The 20,947-nt window shown below is 61.8% G+C and carries 17 protein-coding genes; 8 read left to right on the top strand and 9 right to left on the bottom strand.

The genetic code is table 11. From position 1 onward, the window contains the following. Positions 1 to 81 precede the first annotated feature (81 nt). Positions 82 to 1,188 (top strand): DNA polymerase IV, encoded by a 1,107-nt coding sequence (gene dinB / locus JGZ97_RS01930; protein WP_207060920.1) that lies wholly within the window; start codon positions 82 to 84, stop codon positions 1,186 to 1,188. Here the strand turns inward: dinB and JGZ97_RS01935 are convergent. Both JGZ97_RS01935 and JGZ97_RS01940 read right to left on the bottom strand, forming a co-directional pair. Continuing rightward, positions 1,183 to 4,320, bottom strand: coding sequence for an efflux RND transporter permease subunit (locus JGZ97_RS01935; RefSeq protein WP_207060921.1), 3,138 nt, complete (start codon positions 4,318 to 4,320; stop codon positions 1,183 to 1,185). The two genes, dinB and JGZ97_RS01935, sit on opposite strands and share 6 nt — an antisense overlap. A gap of 1 nt (position 4,321) precedes the next feature. Beyond that, positions 4,322 to 5,578 (bottom strand): efflux RND transporter periplasmic adaptor subunit, encoded by a 1,257-nt coding sequence (locus tag JGZ97_RS01940; RefSeq protein ID WP_207060922.1) that lies wholly within the window; start codon positions 5,576 to 5,578, stop codon positions 4,322 to 4,324. A 223-nt stretch (positions 5,579 to 5,801) separates the two neighbouring features. Between JGZ97_RS01940 and JGZ97_RS01945 the strand changes: the two genes are divergently transcribed. Both JGZ97_RS01945 and JGZ97_RS01950 read left to right on the top strand, forming a co-directional pair. Continuing rightward, positions 5,802 to 6,659 carry an alpha/beta fold hydrolase gene (locus JGZ97_RS01945; protein WP_207060923.1) on the top strand — a complete coding sequence of 286 codons (858 nt, stop codon included), beginning with the start codon at positions 5,802 to 5,804 and terminating at the stop codon, positions 6,657 to 6,659. A 36-nt stretch (positions 6,660 to 6,695) separates the two neighbouring features. Next, the gene (locus tag JGZ97_RS01950; protein ID WP_207060924.1) at positions 6,696 to 7,709 is read left to right on the top strand and encodes a hypothetical protein; all 1,014 of its coding nucleotides are present in this window, start codon (positions 6,696 to 6,698) and stop codon (positions 7,707 to 7,709) included. 13 nt (positions 7,710 to 7,722) lie between these two features. On the opposite strand, the gene JGZ97_RS01955 is transcribed toward JGZ97_RS01950, so the two are convergent. Together JGZ97_RS01955 and znuA are read right to left on the bottom strand one after the other, a co-directional pair. Beyond that, positions 7,723 to 8,430: a hypothetical protein gene (locus tag JGZ97_RS01955; RefSeq protein ID WP_242521479.1), complete on the bottom strand. Its 708-nt coding sequence runs from the start codon at positions 8,428 to 8,430 to the stop codon at positions 7,723 to 7,725. Between the two features lie 426 nt (positions 8,431 to 8,856). After that, positions 8,857 to 9,732 carry a zinc ABC transporter substrate-binding protein ZnuA gene (znuA, locus tag JGZ97_RS01960; protein ID WP_207060925.1) on the bottom strand — a complete coding sequence of 292 codons (876 nt, stop codon included), beginning with the start codon at positions 9,730 to 9,732 and terminating at the stop codon, positions 8,857 to 8,859. Between the two features lie 138 nt (positions 9,733 to 9,870). Between znuA and gltX the strand changes: the two genes are divergently transcribed. Beyond that, complete coding sequence (gene gltX, locus JGZ97_RS01965; RefSeq protein WP_207060926.1) at positions 9,871 to 11,367, top strand: glutamate--tRNA ligase; 1,497 nt, start codon at positions 9,871 to 9,873, stop codon at positions 11,365 to 11,367. 406 nt (positions 11,368 to 11,773) lie between these two features. Here the strand turns inward: gltX and JGZ97_RS01970 are convergent, their stop codons facing one another. Further along, a complete protein-coding gene (locus JGZ97_RS01970) occupies positions 11,774 to 12,739 on the bottom strand; it encodes an integron integrase (protein WP_207060927.1) in 966 nt (321 codons plus the stop codon). A gap of 740 nt (positions 12,740 to 13,479) precedes the next feature. Between JGZ97_RS01970 and JGZ97_RS01975 the strand changes: the two genes are divergently transcribed. The 4 genes from JGZ97_RS01975 to JGZ97_RS01990 all read left to right on the top strand — a co-directional run bounded on the left by JGZ97_RS01975 (position 13,480) and on the right by JGZ97_RS01990 (position 15,402). After that, entirely contained in the window at positions 13,480 to 13,980 is a 501-nt protein-coding gene (locus JGZ97_RS01975) for a hypothetical protein (RefSeq protein WP_207060928.1), read from the top strand. A gap of 44 nt (positions 13,981 to 14,024) precedes the next feature. Beyond that, positions 14,025 to 14,543, top strand: coding sequence for a GNAT family N-acetyltransferase (locus tag JGZ97_RS01980; protein WP_207060929.1), 519 nt, complete (start codon positions 14,025 to 14,027; stop codon positions 14,541 to 14,543). Between the two features lie 96 nt (positions 14,544 to 14,639). Beyond that, positions 14,640 to 15,005 carry a hypothetical protein gene (locus tag JGZ97_RS01985; RefSeq protein WP_207060930.1) on the top strand — a complete coding sequence of 122 codons (366 nt, stop codon included), beginning with the start codon at positions 14,640 to 14,642 and terminating at the stop codon, positions 15,003 to 15,005. 97 nt (positions 15,006 to 15,102) lie between these two features. Beyond that, entirely contained in the window at positions 15,103 to 15,402 is a 300-nt protein-coding gene (locus tag JGZ97_RS01990) for a hypothetical protein (RefSeq protein WP_207060931.1), read from the top strand. A gap of 140 nt (positions 15,403 to 15,542) precedes the next feature. Here JGZ97_RS01990 and JGZ97_RS01995 read toward each other — a convergent pair whose 3' ends face one another. The 4 genes from JGZ97_RS01995 to JGZ97_RS02010 form a co-directional block, all read right to left on the bottom strand. Beyond that, the gene (locus tag JGZ97_RS01995; protein ID WP_207060932.1) at positions 15,543 to 16,013 is read right to left on the bottom strand and encodes a hypothetical protein; all 471 of its coding nucleotides are present in this window, start codon (positions 16,011 to 16,013) and stop codon (positions 15,543 to 15,545) included. Positions 16,014 to 16,091: 78 nt separating this feature from the next. Further along, positions 16,092 to 17,564, bottom strand: coding sequence for a toll/interleukin-1 receptor domain-containing protein (locus tag JGZ97_RS02000; RefSeq protein ID WP_207060933.1), 1,473 nt, complete (start codon positions 17,562 to 17,564; stop codon positions 16,092 to 16,094). A 384-nt stretch (positions 17,565 to 17,948) separates the two neighbouring features. Further along, positions 17,949 to 20,180: an NADP-dependent isocitrate dehydrogenase gene (locus tag JGZ97_RS02005; protein ID WP_207060934.1), complete on the bottom strand. Its 2,232-nt coding sequence runs from the start codon at positions 20,178 to 20,180 to the stop codon at positions 17,949 to 17,951. Positions 20,181 to 20,518: 338 nt separating this feature from the next. Beyond that, on the bottom strand, positions 20,519 to 20,839 hold the full coding sequence (locus JGZ97_RS02010; RefSeq protein WP_207060935.1) for a hypothetical protein: 321 nt from the start codon (positions 20,837 to 20,839) through the stop codon (positions 20,519 to 20,521). Positions 20,840 to 20,947 lie beyond the last annotated feature (108 nt).

Genomic DNA, 20,947 nt, shown 5'->3' on the forward strand with positions numbered 1-20,947 from the left:
GCGGACTTGTCTCCATGACTGTAATTATATACAGTGCTCCGCGTGTGCCCCAGCCAGGCTTTAAGCGTCGGTTTTGCCCCTATGTCACCGCTGCATCTGTCTCCGTCCGCCGGTCGCCAGCGCAAAATCATTCACTGTGATTGCGACTGTTTTTATGCCGCCATCGAAATGCGTGATGACCCCGCCCTGCGGGGGATTCCCATCGCCGTGGGCGGGGCGCCGGACAAGCGCGGGGTGATCTCAACCTGCAACTACGAAGCGCGGGCGTTCGGGGTGCGATCGGCAATGGCGTCGGCCCGCGCGGTCACGATCTGCCCAGGGTTGCGCATCCTGCCGCCCCGCTTTGAGGCCTACCGCGAGGCCAGCGCTCAGATCAGCGCCATTTTCGCCGACTACACCGAATTTATTGAGCCCCTTTCCCTGGACGAAGCCTACCTGGACGTGACCGATTGCCACGCCTGCCAGGGCAGCGCGACCCTGATCGCCGAGGAGATCCGGCAACGGGTCCGGGCCCAGGTGGGCATCACCATCTCCGCTGGCGTGGCGCCGAACAAGTTTCTCGCCAAGGTGGCGAGTGACTGGAACAAGCCCGATGGGCTGTGCGTCATCACCCCCGACCAGGTCCCCGAGTTTGTCGAGCGCTTGCCGGTGAGCCGGCTGCACGGGGTGGGGCCTGCCACCGCGGCGCGCCTCAAAGCACGGGGCATTGAAACCTGCGGCGACGTCCGTCCCTACAGGGTGCTTGAACTGAGCCAGTGGTTGGGGCGGTTTGGCGAGCGTCTGTATCAGCTCTGCCGGGGCATTGACGAGCGCCCGGTGAAAACCAGCTGGCGGCGCAAGTCGGTTAGCGTGGAGAACACCTACCCCCATGACCTGCCGGACCTGGCCAGCTGCGAAGCGCGGCTGCCGGCGTTGCTGGAATCACTGGAGCGGCGCCTGGGGCGGCTGGACAGCAGTTACCGGGTGGTGGGCGCCCTGGTCAAGGTGAAATTTGACGACTTCACCCAGACTACCGTCGAGCAGCGCAGCCTGACCCCTGATGCAGCCCTCTACCGCCGGCTGCTGGGTGAGGGGGTGGCCCGGGGAGAGCGGCCGGTGCGCCTGCTGGGGGTGGGGGTGCGGCTCGAGGATCTGGCCGAGGCAGCCCCGACGGCGGGGCAGTTGCGCCAGCTCAGTCTCGACTTATGAGGCGGCGGCCGTGACCGTCCCCTTGAGTCCCAGCATTCGCTTGGCGTTTTCCAGCATGTAGAGCAGCGAGGGGACTACCAGCAGAATCAGCAGGGTCGCGAAGGCGAGGCCGAAGACGATGGAAGTGGCCATCGGAATCAAAAACTGCGCCTGCAGGGAGGTCTCGAACAGGATCGGGCTGAGGCCGGCAATGGTGGTCAGGGAGGTCAGCAGCACCGCCCGCAGGCGTTGGCAGGCCGCCTCCACGATCGCCTCCTCTACTTCCATGCCTTTTTCCCGCAGTTTGCGGTAAAAGGTGATCAGCACGATGGAGTCGTTGATCACGATCCCCGAAAGCCCGAACAGCCCGAACAGCGAGAGGATTGTCAGCGCTTTGCCCATCACCAGGTGGCCGATAATGGCGCCGGTGAGCCCCAGCGGAATGGCGGCCATGACGGTCAGCGGCCAGCTGTAGGAGGAGAACACCCAGGCCAGGATGATGTAGATCAGCGCCAGGGCGATCACCAGCCCGGTCTTCATGTCGGCCAGGGTCTCCCGCTCGTCCGCCTTTTTCCCCTCGAAGCTGGCCTGGACGCCGTAGCGCCCGGTGATCTCCTGCAGGGGGCCGGCCCGCAGTTCGTCGATAATCTGGTTGGCGTTGGCCGCCTTGTCATCGACGTCGGCGGAAACCACCAGCGCCAGCTGGCCGTCGATGCGCTTGAGGGTGTCCAGCCCCCGTTTGGCCCGGAATTCCACCACGTTGCTCAGGGGGGTGGAGTCGCCGTTGGGCAGCAGTATCGGCAGGCGATCCAGGGTTGCCAGGTGATCGCGCTCGCTATCGGGCAGGATAACCCGTACCTCCACCTCGTCGTCCTGGTCGTAGAAGATCTGCACCAGCTGGCCGTCAAAGGCCGCCCGCAGGCGCCGCCCCACGGTTTCCAGGTCAAGCCCTGCGGCCTTGCCGGTGCCGGTGAGGGCGTAGATCCACTGCTCCTTGCCGTAGGGCAGGTCGTCGTCGACGTTACTCACCCCGGTGTAGCGCTTGAGCAGCGCCTGCAGCTCCAGGGAGGCGGACTTGAGGGCGTCGGTGGTACCGCCGGCCAGCTTGATTTCGATGGGCTTGCCGGGCGGGCCGCCGCTCTGCTGGGTGATGCTGAGCCGCTCAAGACCCGCCACCTGCGGTAACTTCTCCCGCCAGCGGGCCAGCAGGGTCTCGTTGGGCAGGTTCCGTTGCTCGGCGTTGACCAGTTGCACGAACAGGGCCCCGTACTCGTCGCCATTACTCGCCGCGGCGCTGTCGCGCTCGAACAGGGAGCGGCGCTGGTGTTGTATCACCGACTCCACCAATCCGCCGCCAAGCTCCTCCTCGGCTTCGTACAGGCCGGCCTCGAGGCGATCCAGGAAGTCATCCACCCGCCGCGGTTCGGTGCCGGCGGTGAACTGCACGCTGGCGGTGAGCACATCCCCGTCCACCACCGGGAAAAAGGTAAAGGGGACGCGACCGCCCGCCACCAGCCCCACGGCCAGGATCAGGCTGGCGAGGGCGGTGCTGAACGTGACCCAGCGCAGGCGGATGGCGGCCTTGACCAGGCGTCGGAAACCGTGCTCCTTGAAGTCATTGAAGCCCTTGTCCAGCCAGGCCCGCAGGCGCCCCGGCTTGACCTTGTCGGCCCGCTTCAGGCTGTGGTGAAGGTGGCCCGGCAGGATCAGGAAACACTCCACCAGGGAGGCGATAATCACGCAGATCACCACCGTTGGAATGTCGATCAAGATGTTGCCGATGGTTCCGCCGACCAGCAGCAGGGGCAGGAAGGCGCTGATGGTGGTCAGGGAGGAGGCCATGACCGGCGCCAGCATCCGTTGGGCCCCGCCGATGGCGGCGTAGACCCCGGGCTCCCCCTGTTGCACGTGGGCGAGGGTGTCTTCGCCCACCACGATGGCATCGTCGACGATAATCCCCAGCGCCATGATCATGCCGAACAGGCTGATCAGGTTGATGCTGCCGCCGATCAGATGGAGGATCGCCAGGGTGGCGAGAAAGCTGACAGGGATGCCCATGGTCACCCAGAAGGCGACCCGCACGTTGAGGAACAGGAAGAGCATGGCGACGACCAGGATAAGCCCGCCCAGGCCGTTCTTGAGCAGCAGATTGATGCGGTCCTGCAGGTAGTTCCAGCGTTCGTTGTAAACGGTCAGCTCCACCCCCTCGGGCAGGGTGGGGCGCACTTCTTCAAGCCACTGGTGGAGCAGGTGGGCGGCTTTCAGGGTATCGTCGTTCTCGGTGCGTTGCAGGATCAGCTCCACCGCCGGGCGCTGCTGAAACTCCAGGTAGGTCTGGTTGTCCTGGGGGCGGCGTTCAATCCGCGCCACATCCCCGAGTCGCACCAGCCGGCCGTCGGCCTGGGTGACCAGCGGCAGTTCGGCGAAGGCCTCGGTTTCCCGGGCCTGGCTGAGGCTGCGGATCTGGCGGGCGCCGTCGCTGCGTCCGGCGGTGCCGGCGGGCAGGTCCTGGCTGCGCCGGTCCACCACCGCGGCGATTTCGTTCAGGGTCATGCCCAGCTCGTGCAGGCGGTCGGTGGGGACCTGGATGGCGATCTCCTGTTCCGGCAGCCCGGCGATATCCACCTTGCGCACCCCCCGGGCGAGCAGGTCCCGTTCCAGCCGGCGGGCCAGCGGGCGCAGCTCCTCCAGGGAGTCGTTGCTGCTGATCACCACGCTGGCGATGGTCTCGTAGCGGGTGATCTGCTGCACCACCGGTTCCTCGGCATCCTGGGGCAGGTTGCGGATGCCGTCGATCTTCTGCTTGACCTGGTCCAGCACCTCACCGGTATCGGCCCCTTCGTCCAGCTCCAGGCGCAGGGAGGCGACGCCCTGGTTGGAGGTGGAGAGGATCCGGTCGACGTGGTTGACGCTCTTGAGCTCCTGCTCGATGGGGATGGTGATATTGCGCTGGACGTCCTCGGCGGCGGCGCCGCTCCAGATCACCTGTATGGTGATGATGTCGAGCTCAAAGGTGGGGAAGAACTGGGTGTTGAGCTTTTTGATGCCGTAGCTTCCCGCCAGGATCATCAGGAACATCAACAGGTTGGCGGCCACCCGGTGGGTGGCAAAGAGACGGATGAAGCCGTGGAGCATGCCGCTGGGACGGGTCATGTCAGGCCTCCGCCCGGCGTACTTTCAGGCCACTGATGGCGTTGGGCAGCTGGGTGGTGACGATGGCGTCGCCGGACCGAATCTGCTCGCCGCGCACCAGGATGCGGGGGTTGCCGTCGCGCCGGGTTTCCCCGACCCGCTCGACGCTAACCGGCTCCAGCCGCCCCTCGCGAATGCGGTAGACCCGGTCGGTACCGTAGAGCGCCTGCGCGGGAATGGCGAGTACGTTCTCAAGCGGCGGCAGGGTCAGCTCCAGCTCCAGGGGGCGTCCGAGTTCCAGCGAACCCGGGGCCGAGTCGACCCGGAACAGGGCATCCACCCCCGCCTTGCCGCCGCCCACCTGGCCGGAGAGACGTTGCAGACTCATGGTCAGCGGCTGGCCATCGAGGGTGGCGACGGCCTGCAGGGTATCGCCGCGCTCCAGGGCGGCGCGGATGGTGCCGAGGCGTCGCGAGGGAATCTGGGCCCGCACTTCCAGCGCACCGGTGTCATACAGGCGCACCAGGGGGTCGCCGCTGCGCACCCGGTCTCCGGGGGCCACGTTGACCTGTGCGACCCGACCCTGGAAAGGGGCGCGAACCTCGGTCCGTTCCAGGTCGAGCCGGGCCGCTTCCAGCTGGCTGCGGGCCTGCACCTGCAGCGCCTGGAGCTGCTTGAGACGGCTCGGGTGTTCGTCGATCTCTCGTTGGCGGTTGCTCAGGGCCAGCGCCTGCTGCTGGTAGTTGCGCTCGGCCTCGTCCAGCTGGGTCTGGGAGCTCACCTGGCGTCCCTGCAGCTCCTTGAAGCGGGCCACGGCGCGGCGGCTCAGGGCCAGCAACTCTTCTTCGATGGCCAGGGCGCGCCGGTCGGCGCGGTGGCGGTTATTCTCGCTGTCGATGCGGGCCTGAATATCCGCCAGTTCGGCCTCGCGCCGGGCTACCACCAGTTTGGCGTCGCGGGGATCGAGCTGCAGCAGCCGCTCGCCCTCCTGCACCGGGTTGCCCTCGCGCACAGAGAGGCTTTCGACAAAGGCGGTGACCGCGGCCGAGAGCTCGGCGGTGCGGGGTGATTCGATGCTGCCATAGAGGGTGATCTGGGGAGCGACAGTCTCCAGTTTGGCCTCGAGGGTGTTGACCGCCCATTCGCGCTCCTCCGCAGGCCGGGCCGGCGGGGTGGGTTTGCTCTTGACCATGGCGGCGAACGCCAGCACGGCCAGCAGCAGGATCAGGAGCGCAGCGAGGTAGGGCAGGGCGCGACGATAGGTCAGGCGGCTTGGCATGGGGTGTTTCGATATCCGGCTGTAGGTGTAAGGGCTATCTGTTTGAATAAAAACCAAAGAGTCGCCTTGGCGACACCTTTGAAAGGACTTCAGAATAACGCAATAATTCCCCCGTGTCCGGACAGGGACCTAAGCTTTACCGAACTTTAGGTTAACAGGCGGTAAAACGTCCGCGCCCCCGGGCAGGCCGGGATTGCGCGGGAACTGACAGGTGAGGAGAGCTATGCGAACCGAAAGCTTTTTGGCGCTCAACCCCCAGGGGTTTCACCGGGTGGTATACCGGGAGTGGGGTGCACGGGAGAACGAGCGGGTATTGGTCTGTGTTCATGGCCTGGTGCGCAACAGTCGCGACTTCGACGAGGTGGCCCGGGCGTTGAGCCGGGATTATCGCGTGGTCTGTCCGGACGTGGTCGGTCGCGGTGACAGCGACTGGCTGCCGCCGGGAGCGACCTACCAGGTTCAGCAGTACGTCAGCGACATGACGGCGCTGTTGGCGCGGCTTAACGTGGAAAAGGTCGACTGGCTCGGCACCTCCATGGGCGGCATGATCGGCATGGCGATGGCCGCGCTACCGGGATCCCCCATTGAGCACCTGGTGCTCAACGATGTTGGTCCCAGCATCAGCCGCGCGGCGCTGAAGCGAATCGGCGAATACGTGGGGCGGGCGCCCCTGTTTCAAGACCACGCCGAGGTGGAAGCCTACCTTCGATCGGTTTATCCGGCCTTTGACGGGATTGAGCCGCGCCTTTGGCAGCAGCTGGCCCGGCACGCCAGCCGCGAGACCGAAGACGGTAAACTGGCGTTGGCGTATGATCCGGCCATTGGTGAACACCTGCGCCAGGCCGCCGACGAGGCGGTGGAGCTCTGGGACCTGTGGGAGCAGGTGTCCTGCCCCCAGCTGCTGTTCTGGGGCGAGGAGTCAGATGTGTTGAGCGCCGAAACCGTCGCCCGCATGCAGGCGACCCGGCCCGATTCCCTGACCCTGAGCGCCTGGCCCGGAATCGGCCACCCGCCTTCCCTGATGGAGCCTGCGCAGATCAAGGTGCTGGTGGAGTGGCTACGAACCCAGCGGGCCGCCTGAGCGTTGCCGCAGGCGGCTTCAAGACGGAGTAACGGAATGAGTATATTGACCAGCTGGCCCCGGGATCAGCTTTGCCTGAGCGATGAACGGCGCCAACAGGCGGTGGATGCCGTTGAAGCGGCGTTTTCCTCCACCCTGAAGTCACTGAAAGTGGATATCGGCTTGGTGGAGATGCTTGATGCCATCTACGTGCCCCTGGGCGCTTGGTTGATGGAGCGGAAAAGCGCCCAGCAAGGTCCCCTGATCATCGGCATCAACGGCGCCCAGGGTGCCGGGAAATCGACCCTGTTTACCCTGCTCGAGGTTACCCTGAGCCAGGGCTTTGGGCAGCGGGTGGTGGGGTTCTCCCTTGACGATCTCTACAAGACCCGCGCCGACCGGCAGGCGCTGGCCGAGCGCGTGCACCCGCTGTTTGCCACCCGTGGTGTGCCCGGCACCCACGACGTGGACCTGGGGGTTGGCCTGTTGCAGGCGCTGAAGGAGGCCGGACCCGGACAGATCACCAAGATTCCGGTGTTTGACAAGTCGATTGACGAGCGCTGTCCCGAGGCGGTCTGGCAGGAGTGGCTGGGGCCGGCGGACGTGGTGGTGCTGGATGGCTGGTGCCTGGGGGCCTTGCCCGAGGACGACGAGGCGCTGGCAAACCCGATCAACGCCCTGGAGGCCGAAGAGGACCCCGACGGTACCTGGCGTCGCTATGTCAACGAGCAGCTGAAAGGTCCCTACAGCGAGCTGTTTGAAATGCTCGACGTGCTGCTGATGCTGAAAGTGCCGAGCATGGAGGCGGTTTACGAGTGGCGCACGCTGCAGGAGAAAAAGCTGGCCGAGCGGGTTCAATACCTGGATCGCACCCAGCAGCCCAGCGAGCCCCTGCGGATCATGGACGAGGCGCAGATCCGGCGCTTTATCATGCACTACGAGCGGCTGACCCGGCTGATGCTGGCGCAGATGCCGGGGCGTGCCGACGTGACCCTGCACCTCAACAACAACCACAAGATCCACCAGATTCAGATCAACAGTCCGCTGGTTTGTAACCAGCGCACATTCTAGGTTCAGACTAGGTTCAGATCCCCACGGGAAGCAGCGTCGAGGAGGCGATGCTGTGGACTACGCTGTTGATGGCGCGGTTGTTCCGGTCGGCAACGATCTTCGCCATCATGTCCTGGAGCACGATCATCTTGCCGAATATCCGCTCAAAGCTGAGGTTGGGCACGCGGCCGGTGTAACCGTTACTGAGCAGGAAGGGCTCACCCGCCGAATTATGGCGGTTGTTGAGGCGCCAGGTGATGATCTCCAGATTGCGGGCGCTGTCGTAGAGTTTCTGCTGGTCCAGGTCGTCCAGCAGGAACAGCTCGGTCTTGCCGTCGTAGGCGGCGTTGAGCATGCTGTTGATCCCGACCATCAGCGCAAACACCCGGTCCCCCTTGAAGTCCTCGTCAAACGCCAGGCGCACCGCGTCGTTGCCCCGGCGGTTACCCAGTTCGATAAAACGGTAGTTGTTGGGCTGGCTGAAAAGCTGGTTGATGCGGCGGGTGACCGAACGTCCTTTGCCCCGCGACAACTGTACAGGATTGCGCTTGTAGAGCTTGACCAGCAGCTCGTGGCTGAGATTGCGAAGCTCGCGAATATGGGCGTCGGCGACCATGTCGACGTCGCTCTTGGCCAGGTTCTTGACGTTGAAGGCACGCCCCGAGCAGCCCGCGAGCATGCCGACCAGGGCGATCAGCAGCAGGCTCTTGACGAAAAACCGGTGGCGGAGAGCAGCACGCATGAAGGCATTTTAGAGGCCCGGGGGAGAACAGGAAAGCGTTGTCGTGCTGCGCGTAGGGATTTTTTTTTGCGCTTTTGTTGCGGCGCACAACAAAGCGGACTACTTTTACCCTGTACGTTGTGCTTCATCCTCCTAGTGGCCCAGTGCCCTGTGACCTTGCCCCCTGTCCCCCAGGGGGCTTTTTTTGTGTTCAGGCGTCCATGCCCGCGCGTTTTCGGCCCCAGGTTGTCGGCGCGTGGCGTTGCGCAGCGCAAAACGGTTGGCAGGGGGAGCGAACGGCCAAAAAACTGACCCCAAAAAAAACGGCGTCCAAAAAAAGCCCCGCGTTCACGGGGCCAAGAGTAGGAAGGAGAAGAAAAGACCGATGTTATCGGTGTCTCCAATAGACGCAGGCGTTTTCAGAAAGTTCCCGCCCGATTGCGCTGCTTAGTCTGCTTGTTGCAGGCAGCGGGCAAACTCGCCGGCAAGTTGCTCAAGAAACGCCGTGTAGCTGTCGGCATCGGTGGCCAGCGGATCGAGGCTGCCGCGTTTCACCGGCAGCCCTTCGGCCACCCGCTCCACCAGATCGCTGCGGAACTGGGGCTCGCTGAAGATGCACCTTGCCTGGGAGGTTTCCAGCTGCCGGCGGATATGCTGCAGCTGGCGGGCACCGGGCGGGCGTTGCGGCGATAGGGTAAAGGCCCCCAGGTGGTTGAGCCCGTAATGGCGCTCGAAGTGACCGTAGGCGTCGTGGAACACGAAGTAGCCGGCCTTGAGCGGCGCCAGGCGCTGCGCTAACGCTCGGTCCAGGGTTTTCACCCGGTCGACGAACGCCCCCAGGTTCGCTTCGTAGCGGGGCCGGTTGGACGGATCCAGCTCGACCAGCGCCTCGCTCAGGCGTGTGGCAATCGCGATGCCCTGCACGGGGTCGAGCCAGATGTGGGGGTCGCCGGCCGCGTGGTCGTGGCCATGATCGTGGTCATGCCCTCGGCCATGTTCTTGCTTGGTTGTCTGCAGCAACTGGACCACCCGGGTTTGCGGCAGTTGCTGAACCGGCTTGTGCAGAAAGGGCGCCATGGCTGGCCCGATCCACAACAGCAGGTCGGCTTCGTTCAGCTGTTTAAGGTCTGAGGGCCGCAGCTGGTAGTCGTGGGGAGACGTGCCGGCGGCGAGCAGTTGCCGGGGCTGGGTAACGCCGGCGGTGACCGCCTCGGCAATCAGCTGCAGCGGCTTGATGGTGGTGACGACCTGGGGCGCGCTCTGGGCGGAGAGAGAATGCAGTGACAACAACGACAGCAGCGCAACGCTTAGGGCTCGAAGCATGGGGGATTCCTCGGGAAAACGGGGCAGGCAACGGTAATGTTATAGAGTAACCTTTGCAAGGGCGAACCATGGCTTTCTGCGGGCAGGGGCAGTCGCTATAATGCGCCCTCACATTCAGACAGCACGATTGGGATTACGATGACTGTTCGCACGCGTATCGCGCCTTCCCCCACCGGTGACCCCCACGTCGGCACCGCCTACATTGCCCTGTTCAACCTCGCGTTTGCCCGCCAGCACGGCGGCCAGTTCATCCTTCGCATCGAGGATACGGACCGGGCGCGCAGCACCCCAGAGTCGGAGCAGATGATCCTGGATTCGCTGCGCTGGCTGGGGCTGGAGTGGGACGAAGGCCCTGACGTGGGCGGCGAGCACGGTCCCTACCGCCAGAGCGAGCGCGGCGATATCTACGCCGAACACGCCCAGCGGCTGATCGACGACGGCCACGCCTTTCACTGCTTCTGCAGCAGCGAGCGCCTGGATGAGTTGCGCAAGGAGCAGATGGCCAACAAGCAGACCCCCGGTTACGACGGTCATTGCCTGCACCTGCCCAAGGCCGAGGTGGAAGGCCGCCTGGCCGCCGGCGAGGAGCACGTGGTGCGTATGAAAATACCCACCGAGGGCACCTGTCGCGTCGAAGACATGCTGCGCGACCCCATCGAGATCGACTGGTCGCAGGTGGATATGCAGGTGCTGGTCAAGGGCGACGGCATGCCCACCTACCACCTGGCCAACGTGGTGGACGATCACCTGATGGGCATCACCCACGTGATTCGCGGGGAAGAGTGGATCAACTCGGCGCCCAAGCACCTGCTGCTCTACAAGTACTTCGGCTGGGAGGCACCCACCCTCTGCCACATGCCGCTGCTGCGCAACCCCGACAAGAGCAAGCTGAGCAAACGCAAGAACCCCACCAGCATCATCTACTACCAGCGCATGGGCTACATGGCCGAGGCCCTGCTCAACTACCTGGGGCGGATGGGCTGGTCCATGCCCGACGAACGGGAGAAGTTCTCCCGCGAGGAGATGTTCGCCAATTTCGACATTCAGCGGGTCTCCCTGGGCGGGCCGATCTTCGACCAGGAAAAGCTCAGCTGGCTCAACGGCCTCTGGATTCGCGAGGAACTCAGCCCCGAGGCCTTCGCCGACCGGGTCAAGGAGTGGGCGCTGAACCGCGATTACCTGATGCCCATCGTGCCCCTGATCCAGCCGCGGGTGGAGACCTTCTCCGACGTGATGCCCCTGGCCGGCTTCTTCCTCTCCGGCATGCCCCAGATCGACGAGGCGGCCTTTGAGCACAAGAGCCTGGAGCGCGACGACGTGCGCCGCATTCTGCAGTACGCCCTGTGGCAGCTGGAGGCGACCCGCCACTGGGACAAGGAGCATATCTTCCCGGGGCTCAGCGGGCTCTCCAAGGCGATGGACTTCAAGATCCGCGACTTCCTGTTTCCGCTCTTTATCGCCATCGCCGGCACCAGTTCCACCGTCTCGGTGATCGAGTCCATGGCGATCCTGGGACCGGACCTGAGCCGCGCCCGCGTTCGCCACGCCCTCAACCTGTTGGGCGGCCCTTCCAAGAAGGAGGCCAAGCGCTGGGAGAAGGAGTTCCGCGGCCTGCAGGCGGCGCTGGAAGGCTAATCCGCACCTGATCGGAGCTTAAGCTTCGAGTTAAAAAGCCACGCGGTTTCCGCGTGGCTTTTTTTATGGTGATTCGCAAGGTGGCGCCACGGCAGCAATCGGTTAAATCCACAGTGCATTGCCGGCGTTGGGTCGTGCTCTTTAAAGCTCATCATCGGCATTGCTCGAAGCATTGTTCCGCCCCGGCCGGGCGGGCCAAGGGAATGTTTCGCCATTCCCTTGGCAATCGTTTCTTTGCCTCGCGGCAAAGAAATGAAGGCGCCCGGGTGGGCGCAACCGGAACCATCAAAACACACCGCTAATGCGCTTAAAACGCCTTAACAAAAGATCTTACCCGAGAGGTAAAAGTGCCGGCTTTACTCTGGAAACGCTCCGAGGTGGGGCTCCTGCAAGTGATCCCCGTACTTCAGTGCCCGATGCTATCCAGCGGACTCACCGTACCGGCGAAGTGCTGCCCCAGCACATGGGTATAGATCTGGGTGGTCGCCACGTCACTGTGGCCGAGCAACTCCTGGACAGTCCGGATATCCCGCCCGGATTCCAGCAGGTGGGTGGCGAACGAATGCCGGAAGGTGTGGCAGCTGACCCGCTTGGTCAGCACACCGGCGCGTTTGACTGCCTGCTTTAATGCCTTGCGAGGGGCCGAGTCGTGAAGGTGGTAGCGGCAAAGCGCCCCGGTATTCGGGTGCTCGCGCAGGCCGGAGGCCGGGAAGAGGAACATCCAGGCCGGCTGACGGAACGCGTTCGGGTATTTTCGCCCCAGTGCGTCGGGCAGCGCGGGCCCCAGCCCCCGGCTGTTATCCTGCCGCTGAACGTCCAGCGCCGCCTCGATGGTATGCCGCAAACTGTCATGGAGGCTTCGGCTCAGCAGGGTGGTGCGGTCCTTGCCGCCTTTGCCGTTCCTGACCGTCAGGGCGCCGTGATCGAAATCCACGTCCTGCACCCGTAGGCGCAGGCACTCGGTAATTCGCAATCCACTGCCGTAGAGCCGCGAAAAAATCAGCCGGTAGGGCGCCTTCATTTCTCTCAGCAGCTTGCCGATTTCGGCGCGGGTCAGTACCACCGGCAGGCGCCGGTGCTGCTTGGCGTGCTGAAAATCCAGCTTGCCGAGCGGAGCAGACAAAACCTGGTGGTAGAGGAAGGCCAGCGCGTTCAGCGCCGTCTTCTGGGTATTGACCGCCACCTGTCGTTCGTTGGCCAACCAGGACAGAAACCGGGTGACCTCGTTTGCTCCCATGGTGGCGGGGTGTTGCTGGTGATGAAAATTGATATAGCGCCTGATCCAGACCAGGTAGCTTTTCTCCGTCCTCAGGCTGTAGCCGCGCAGCCGGATAGCGCGGCGAACCTCTTCCAGCAAGGCGCTCTTGGTCATGGTTTGGGCCCTTTGGAGATCGTGTCATTATATGTATGTATATACAGTATGTTGAGAGGTTTCCAGTGAACTGGCTCGAATTGTCTGTAAGGCAGGCTCGTTTTACAGTGGAAACGAAAACGATAATCCAGCATTATCAGTGTATTAGAGCTGATTGGCGCCGAGATAACGCGCCAAGACCCCGGGACAAACGAGCCGGCTCGTTTTTGCCGGGAAGGAATGACGGACGTTTTACTAAATGTCTTTAGGTTCAGTTGGTTAAGTTGGATCTATTCATCTTGTGAATACGACAAAACGAGCCGGCTCAGTATTAAGCTGTTGCAGATGACGTCTATCGCTTTATAAACAAAGAGATAGGTTGCTTAAGAGTTGGTCTGATATATAAGAGGACTTGGCGTTAACTGAAAACTTTTTACCACCAGTGTGATTCAGAAAATGTCCAATATCTGGATGTTTTCATTCATGCTACCGTGTCCGCAAACGACGCGTTTGAACGGGTTCAACCGACGGCGTCATCGGTCACGGTTAAGGAATACAGCCTGATATGGGCTTTATTTTTTGTTGAAGTCCGCGATGGCTAGGGAGACTGTGTGAACCGTCGAGTCCGTGACACCAAATCTGACTACTTTCCTTTGCTGGCCGTTATGGCATGGTCGGCGCACAACAACAAATCGATACACGAGATCCCAATTGCAGAAAACGCAAGTGGGACTCGTGATCTATGTCGTTAGGGGGCTTCAATGACCAACGCACCAAAAATAGCCCTTGGGGTATTTGCAGCACTTGGAATTCTGGTAACTCTGAAATTAGTCACCGGTACAGTAAGCGTCTCTGGTGCAAATATCTGCAATGGTACTCTCCAAAATGTGTACCCATCTCCAGACAGAGTTCGCAGCCTAACTGTCGAACACCTCAACTGTTCAAATACTGGTTCAAAATCAACTGTATTGCTTGGGCACCGTGATACACCAGATGAGTTTGCGGTACTTTTAAGCTGGGAGGCAAAGACCTACCAAAGCGAAGGTTTGGTATTCTTTCCCCCACCAATCGCTGTGGAGTGGTACAGCAACAATGAAGTCCACATCATGGCACCGGAAGAGAGCCTTCAATTCAAAAAAAATGAATCACGTGAAGGGGTTGAAGTTCAGTACTATAGCCTCAGCCCCCTAACAAGGCACTCAACTTTAAGCCCAACTGCGTTGGGCTCGGAACTCCGCCACTACGCGGCTCCGTCCCGTTAGTGCGGCGTTATGTTTCAAGGCAAGTAATGGAGTAAGCCATCGAAATGGAATTCTTAGTTCCTGACCATCTTGAAACTGAAAGACTGATCCTCCGGCAGTTTCGGGATGAGGATTGGAAAGACCTTCACCACTACTACTCCTCCGCTGAAGCCACGAAATTCACAGTGGGTCGCGAGTTCACCGAAGGCGAAACGTGGCGAACCATGTGTGGCATGGTCGGCCATTGGCAAGTCCGTGGCTACGGTCCTTACGCCTTAGAAGAAAAATCCAGTGGTAGGGTATTGGGAACGGCTGGTTTCTGGTATCCGAACGACTGGCCAAGCCCTGAAATAAAATGGGCGCTGGCTCCTGAGCATTGGGGCAAAGGTTACGCCAGTGAGGCTGCACGAGCTGTGCAAAATGCTGGGCTTAGTCACTTGCCGGACATTTCTCTCATCAGCTTCATCAACGCTGAGAATACGGCGTCTATACGGCTAGCGCACGCGATTGGAGCAAAGTTCGAAAAAGAGGTTCTGTTCCGTGGTGCAAACTGGCATATATACAGACATCCACGTGAAACATAACAAACAGGTCAAGTTCGCCCTGCGGGCGGGACGCTTCGCAGCGCTGCTGCTACGCGCCCCTTACCTGGGGCGTTAAATAGCAACGGAGAGTTCGTCATGGGACGACGTTATAGGAGAAGGAGTGCAGCCAGCTCAATCGTATTCGATACGGGCTATATCGGCTCAAGGCTGCCTTGGTGGGGCGCTCTTATTTTCGGCTTGGCGGCATTCATTCTTTTCTATTTCATGGCCCCAGCATGGCTTGAGTCCAAGCTTGCAGCACAAGAATCTAGCAGATTTTATCCAATGCTTGAGGCCACGTTCGGTCGGCGTATCCATTGGTTTGAGTGGGTCGGTATCGCATGCGGTTTGGTGGGTTTGTTTTTTGGTGTTCGCAATTATCTATGGTCGAGCCAAGCAGGCTACAAAGAGCGTGGTATCGTTGCGTTACTATCCAAAATATTCGGTAGGGACTTGAGTTAGTTGCAATTTAACAAGTCAATCAACGATCGCCCTTCGGGCTCGGACCTCCAAAACGCTGCGCGTTTTTCCGGCCCGTTATTGAGGCGTTAATCGAAAAATGAATAAAGATGCTTTTTTAAAGGAAGTCACCAGAAGACTCGAGCAGGTTTTCGGCTCCGCCCGGGATGGTTACAAGGTGCCTCCGGTTCAGAGGCACCGACTGGAGGGCTTTATGCAGGCCGGTGTGTTCCTCGGGTTGGCGTCCAATGAGGAGCTCCAGCAGTTGATGGAAACGACTCACGTCTCAATATTCGGCAAAACCATCAAGGAGCGTGAAGCGCAGCGGCCGGTCGCGTGGCAGGAAAGCGCCCTGGACTACCGGGAGTACGAACAGCCGACCTTTACCCGAAGGCCTTAACCCTCGGCTGGGATGGGCGGGAATCGGCTGGCGGCCGCAGCGGGTCGTCTGAGGCAGACCCCGCGGCGCGTCCGTCTATCATATCGATTCTTCCTGGATGAAACCGGGGCCCCGAGTGCTGGCAACCCCGGCGGGCGGCATCAGCTGGTCCCCGCCAGCACGTAGGCGGCCATCATCACCCCGTAAAGGGCAGCGAAAATCCGGGGGATCAGGGCCTCGAGCCCCGCGATCGACCGGTAAGCGCGGTAATTCCGGTCACCTTTGATCCGCGCCCATTCCCGCGTGTAGGGCGCATACGGCAGTCGTTGCTCCATCTCGTGGATCACTTCGTAGCGAGCCTTGGTCAGCGTCTGGTAGGAGCGTGTCATGCGGGCCCAGACCAGGCAGGCGAGGATTCCGGCAACCGGCAGGCCGGCCAGCCAGACGCCGCTGCCCGTCGGCGCGTGCTCGATCCCCAGCCCAAGCAGGGCAACAAAGGCCGTGTTGACGGTGAGAAAATAGCGATTATTGGCGGTGCGGCGCTCGATCAGTAACTCGGTGTGCTCAGCGTAGAAGCAGTACAGTTCCTGGATGTTTTTCGCGTCCATTCCCGACCCGTTGTTGTCCGCCATTCCGGTCGCCTCCCGAATCGGTAACTGGCCGCTTGCGGCGTAGGGTTCTCTCATACCCGCGCGCAGCGGTAATCTTTTTTAGTTGTCAGTATTTTTGGAGTTGGCAATCATTTCCCAGAAGCGCTCCACCACCAGGCCGAGAAACTCCTGGTTCATGGGGGCGAACCGCTGCAGTATCTCCGAGCACGCCCTGGCATCGCGCCTGTCCATGGCGCGGTTGAGCTCACCGGTGCCTTCCGGGTTCTTCGCGTTATTCCAGGCAATGAACATCTCGAACACGCTGTCCCGGTGTGCTTTATCGAACAGGTTGATGATGTCCGCCCGGTCACCGATATCCCTGGACTCCCAGTCCTTGTTGAGCCGGCGCAGGGAGACATCAAGGCGGTCGACGTCCTCTTCGGACGCCATCTTGCCGGCAAATCCCTCCAGTACCTCCCAGCGGAATCGGTAGGCGAAGCGCAAGACGGCGGCGAGCTTGGCCAGCTCCCTGGGGATGGAGGAGTTATCGATCGCCACCACATCTTCTGAAAAGGTGAGGTGAAAATTCAGGATCGCGCCCTGGGAGTTGTTGGCCCTGTCCACGGCGTGTAGAACCGGCCGGTAGAACTGGCCGTTGAGTGCCTTGAACACCGCCTGAACCGGGTAGAAGCGGCGCCCCTGGGCGGCCCTTCGGATCACGTGGAACAGCTCGGAGAGCCAGCGGGCGTCGTCGGACTTCTCGGCGAGTTCGGCCCGCAACGCGCCCCAGGTCCCGGGGCATTCCACAAAGTCGAACAGGGCGAGGGCGCACGGGTTGGCGTACTCGATAACGCCGCTGTCCAGGTCATCGGGGTTCTCAAGGGCCCCGGGGTTGGCGACCCTGATGACCACGGAGGGTTCGAAGACGTCGTGATAGACCTTCTCCGGCGGGCGGATGGCGTTCACTATCTTCTGGGCGAGTTCGCCGATATCGGGTTCCGCCTCCGGGTTGATGGGGGGTAACCCGGGTATCGGGTTGTCTTCCACGTAAACCATGCGCAGGAATTTCTCGACCTCCGGGACCGTCGCTTTAACGTGGTGATAGGTGCTGATCGGGTCCGGAATGGGGGTGTCGGGGTGGTGCAGGCAGATCACCCGGTCGCAGGAGCAGACCTCCCGGTCAAACAGCCCCGTTTCATACAGGCACCAGTCCCAGTCGTCAGAGGGGTCGGGCAGCAGCAGTATGAACCAGTTGGCGCGGCATATATCTTCCTTGATCTTGTCGCGCCATTCCTGACCGGGAATCTCCTCAGTGTTGTCGGCCCCGAAGGAGATGCGCAATTTGTTGGCGGAAAAAAGCCTGAGCAGGCGCACGACCTCTCTGGCCGCGATCTCGTCCTTTTGCTTGTAACTGAAAAAGACATTGACGGCTTTCTCGCTCAGGGCGGGCAACAGCTTTCGCAGGGCGGTGGGGGCGTCCTGTTTATTGGATAACCACTCGGCGGCCCGTTGTACCTCCTTGACCGAACCCTGGTGACTCTTGATCCAGTCGGCGATGAAAGGGTCCGTCAGCAGGTTGTTTTCCGGTGACATGGCAGCCTCCAGTGCTGTTGTCATTTCCGTTGGTGAGCCGATCCCGTGAGAATCGCCAACTGCCATGGCCGCCGCCGGCGGCGCTGCTAACGCGTGTGCCCGGCGCGCCCAGGGTTTAACCCGGGGGCCTTGTCGGTGGTGGCTTGCGCGGCCTGCCGTCGTGAGGGGGAGCGCCCTCCCGATCCTCGGCGCAGCCTGCTCAATAGTCATCCGCAGTATAGATCGTGCGGTGGTCGTTCGGTTAGCAGAGGGGAGGAGGGGCTCGCCGCGGAAAAGCGGCGGTTGCCGGGGGGCGGCCCGCCGCCAATGACCTGTCTGCGGCACGCACAAAAAAAGCCCGGAGCACCTGAGGTGCCCCGGGCTTGTTAGCAGGCCGGGCCTGTCTTACTGGGCGGCGCTGGCCAGGATTCCGTTGAGGGTGGCGCTTGGGCGCATCACCTTCTTCACGGTCTCACGCTTGGCGTGGTAGTAACCGTCCAGCTCGGCGGGCTTGCCCTGGCAGGCGTTCAGCTCCTCGACGATCTTCGCCTCGTTGTCGGCCAGTTGCTTGGCGACGGGGGCGAAGCGCTCGGCCAGCTCCTTGTCCTCGGTCTGGGCGGCGACGGCCTGGGCCCAGTACATGCCGAGGTAGAAGTGGCTGCCGCGGTTGTCCAGCTCACCGGTCTTGCGTGAGGGGGACTTCTCGTTCTCCAGCAGTTGCTCGGTAGCCGCATCCAGGCACTTGGCCAGCACGCGGGCGCGGGCGTTGTCCTGCTTCATGCCCAGCTCGTCCAGGGATACGGCCAGGGCCAGGAACTCACCCAGGGAGTCCCAGCGCAGGTGGTTCTCTTCTTCAACCTGCTGCACGTGCTTGGGCGCGGAGCCGCCGGCGCCGGTCTCGTACATGCCGCCGCCCTTGAGCATGGGCACGATGGAGAGCATCTTGGCGGAGGTGCCGAGCTCCATGATCGGGAACAGGTCGGTCAGGTAGTCGCGCAGTACGTTGCCGGTGACGGAGATGGTGTCACGGCCGCGGATCATGCGCTCCATGGAGCGGCGGATCGCCTCCTCGTAAGTCTGGATGCGGATATCCAGGCCGCTGAGGTCGTGCTCCTGCAGGTAGCAGTTGACCTTCTTGATCAGCTCGATGTCGTGGGGACGGTTGCGGTCCAGCCAGAAGATGGCGGGGGTGTCGGACTGGCGGGCGCGGGTAACGGCCAGCTTGACCCAGTCGCGAACGGCGATGTCCTTGGTCTGGCAGGCGCGCCAGATGTCGCCTTTCTCGACCTCGTGGCTCATCAGCACGTTGCCCTTGGCGTCGACCACGCGCATGGTGCCGTCGGCTTCGAGCTCAAAGGTCTTGTCGTGCGAGCCGTACTCTTCGGCCTTCTTGGCCATCAGGCCGACGTTGGGTACCGAGCCCATGGTGGTGGGGTCGAAGGCGCCGTTGGTCTTACAGAAGTTGATCATCTCCTGGTAGATCTTGGAGTAGGTGCTCTCGGGCATGACCGCCTTGCAGTCCTTGGGCTTGCCGTCGGGGCCCCACATCTTGCCGCCGTTGCGGATCATGGCGGGCATGGAGGCGTCAACGATCACGTCGCTGGGGACGTGCAGGTTGGTGATGCCCTTGTAGGAGTCGACCATCGCCATTTCGGGACGGTTCTCGTAGACGGCGAGGATGTCGCGCTGCAGTTCGTCGCGCTTGGACTGGGGCAGGTCGGCGGTCTTCTCGTAGACGCTGGAGAGGCCGTTGTTGGGGTTGACGCCCAGCTCCTTGAAAAGCTCGCCCCACTTCTCGAACACGTCCTTGTAGTAGACGGTGACGGCGTGGCCGAAGACGATGGGGTGGGAGACCTTCATCATGGTGGCCTTGACGTGCAGGGACCACATGACGCCGGACTCTTTGGCGTCTTCCATGGTCGCTTCCAGGAAGCTGCGCAGGGCTTTACAGCTCATGCGCATGCTGTCGATGATCTCGCCGGTCTCGAGTTGCAGCTTCTTCTTCACGGTGACGTTGCCCGCCTTGTCGACGAACTCGATACGCACGTCGCCGGCCTGGGGCATGGTGTAGGACTGCTCGGCGGAGTAGAAGTCACCGTCGCGCATGTAGTCAGCGTGGGTGCGTGAGGCCATGCTCCACTTGCCCATGGAGTGCGGGTACTTGCGGGCGAAGTTCTTCACCGCCTTGGGGGCGCGACGGTCGGAGTTGCCTTCGCGCAGCACCGGGTTGACGGCGCTGCCCAGGATCTTGGCATAACGGGCCTGAACCGCCTTCTCCTCGTCGCTCTTGGCCACCTGAGGGTAGTCGGGGATGTCGTAACCCTGGGACTGGAGCTCCTTGATGCAGGCGTTGAGCTGCGGTACGGAGGCGCTGATGTTGGGCAGCTTGATGATGTTGGCGTTGGGGTCCTGGGTCAGTTCACCCAGGAAGGCCAGGCCGTCTTCGACCTTCTGCTCGTCGCTGAGCTTTTCGGGGAATGCTGACAGGATACGGCCGGCCAGGGAGATATCGGTGATCTTGACGTCGATACCGGCGGCACTGGTGAAGGTTCTGACGATCGGGAGCAGCGAGCAGGTCGCCAGCGAGGGTGCCTCGTCGGTAAGGGTGTAGTAAATGGTGTTTGCTGTTTTAGTCATGATGTCCCCTGTAGTTTCCGGCTGGTAGCCAAGGGCCTGTGGCTGGAACCCGCTTTTGACGGCTTTCGGACAGGCCTAAGGATTAGAAATGCCGCGGCGAATTGTAGGGCACTTTGGGGGCCATACTGAAGTAGTCCGGCGGCTTTTCGTGGCGAGATTCTACTAAAAGATAAGCCGGGCATTAATTACAGCGTGGCCTTTCAGCTCGGGAGACGATGGGGTTTTTGGCGTTATTTGTCTTTTGTAACAATAAGTTGTTTGTTTTTCTTCGCGCACTCAGAAAGCTGTGTGGGGCTAGGGCCTGTTTTTGTATCTGTAGTAGCACTACAACAGTGGTGCTACTTGCCGTTGCCCAGCTCTTCCTGGATGTAACGTTCCAGAAACTGCTGCCCCTTGCGGGTGGCGTTGACGATCCAGAGGGTGAACAGGGCGCCCAGGGCGATCACCAGGATACGCACCTCTGGCAGCAAAATGGCGGCCGCCAGGGCGATGGGCAGCACCACCGCCAGCGCCAGCCGACAGCGTCTGGCCAGGTTGGCCTGGATGTCACGGGCCTGCTCGGGGGCGGTGATTTCAGCCTGCTTCAGGCTCTTGCTCAAGGAGGCGTAATCCCGTTCCTGCCGGGCCGCCATGCGGCCAAAGGGATCGTTCAGGTTCATCGGTCTGGACTCCGAAGGTCACATCAAAAGGCGCCTATTCTGGCACAAGGGCGGCGGACTGGAAAATCCGCCTTCACCGGCACCCGCTTTGGCCGCTCCCTGCTAGGC

This window comes from Motiliproteus sp. SC1-56 (assembly GCF_017309075.1).
GTDB lineage: Bacteria > Pseudomonadota > Gammaproteobacteria > Pseudomonadales > Balneatricaceae > Motiliproteus.

What these genes read in the sequence shown, in the direction of transcription:
- dinB (WP_207060920.1), top strand. Translation starts at nt 82, where the DNA reads ATGTCACCGCTGCATCTGTCTCCGTCCGCCGGTCGCCAGCGCAAAATC.
- JGZ97_RS01935 (WP_207060921.1), bottom strand. Translation starts at nt 4,320, where the DNA reads ATGACCCGTCCCAGCGGCATGCTCCACGGCTTCATCCGTCTCTTTGCC.
- JGZ97_RS01940 (WP_207060922.1), bottom strand. Translation starts at nt 5,578, where the DNA reads ATGCCAAGCCGCCTGACCTATCGTCGCGCCCTGCCCTACCTCGCTGCG.
- JGZ97_RS01945 (WP_207060923.1), top strand. Translation starts at nt 5,802, where the DNA reads ATGCGAACCGAAAGCTTTTTGGCGCTCAACCCCCAGGGGTTTCACCGG.
- JGZ97_RS01950 (WP_207060924.1), top strand. Translation starts at nt 6,696, where the DNA reads ATGAGTATATTGACCAGCTGGCCCCGGGATCAGCTTTGCCTGAGCGAT.
- JGZ97_RS01955 (WP_242521479.1), bottom strand. Translation starts at nt 8,430, where the DNA reads ATGCGTGCTGCTCTCCGCCACCGGTTTTTCGTCAAGAGCCTGCTGCTG.
- znuA (WP_207060925.1), bottom strand. Translation starts at nt 9,732, where the DNA reads ATGCTTCGAGCCCTAAGCGTTGCGCTGCTGTCGTTGTTGTCACTGCAT.
- gltX (WP_207060926.1), top strand. Translation starts at nt 9,871, where the DNA reads ATGACTGTTCGCACGCGTATCGCGCCTTCCCCCACCGGTGACCCCCAC.
- JGZ97_RS01970 (WP_207060927.1), bottom strand. Translation starts at nt 12,739, where the DNA reads ATGACCAAGAGCGCCTTGCTGGAAGAGGTTCGCCGCGCTATCCGGCTG.
- JGZ97_RS01975 (WP_207060928.1), top strand. Translation starts at nt 13,480, where the DNA reads ATGACCAACGCACCAAAAATAGCCCTTGGGGTATTTGCAGCACTTGGA.
- JGZ97_RS01980 (WP_207060929.1), top strand. Translation starts at nt 14,025, where the DNA reads ATGGAATTCTTAGTTCCTGACCATCTTGAAACTGAAAGACTGATCCTC.
- JGZ97_RS01985 (WP_207060930.1), top strand. Translation starts at nt 14,640, where the DNA reads ATGGGACGACGTTATAGGAGAAGGAGTGCAGCCAGCTCAATCGTATTC.
- JGZ97_RS01990 (WP_207060931.1), top strand. Translation starts at nt 15,103, where the DNA reads ATGAATAAAGATGCTTTTTTAAAGGAAGTCACCAGAAGACTCGAGCAG.
- JGZ97_RS01995 (WP_207060932.1), bottom strand. Translation starts at nt 16,013, where the DNA reads ATGGCGGACAACAACGGGTCGGGAATGGACGCGAAAAACATCCAGGAA.
- JGZ97_RS02000 (WP_207060933.1), bottom strand. Translation starts at nt 17,564, where the DNA reads ATGTCACCGGAAAACAACCTGCTGACGGACCCTTTCATCGCCGACTGG.
- JGZ97_RS02005 (WP_207060934.1), bottom strand. Translation starts at nt 20,180, where the DNA reads ATGACTAAAACAGCAAACACCATTTACTACACCCTTACCGACGAGGCA.
- JGZ97_RS02010 (WP_207060935.1), bottom strand. Translation starts at nt 20,839, where the DNA reads ATGAACCTGAACGATCCCTTTGGCCGCATGGCGGCCCGGCAGGAACGG.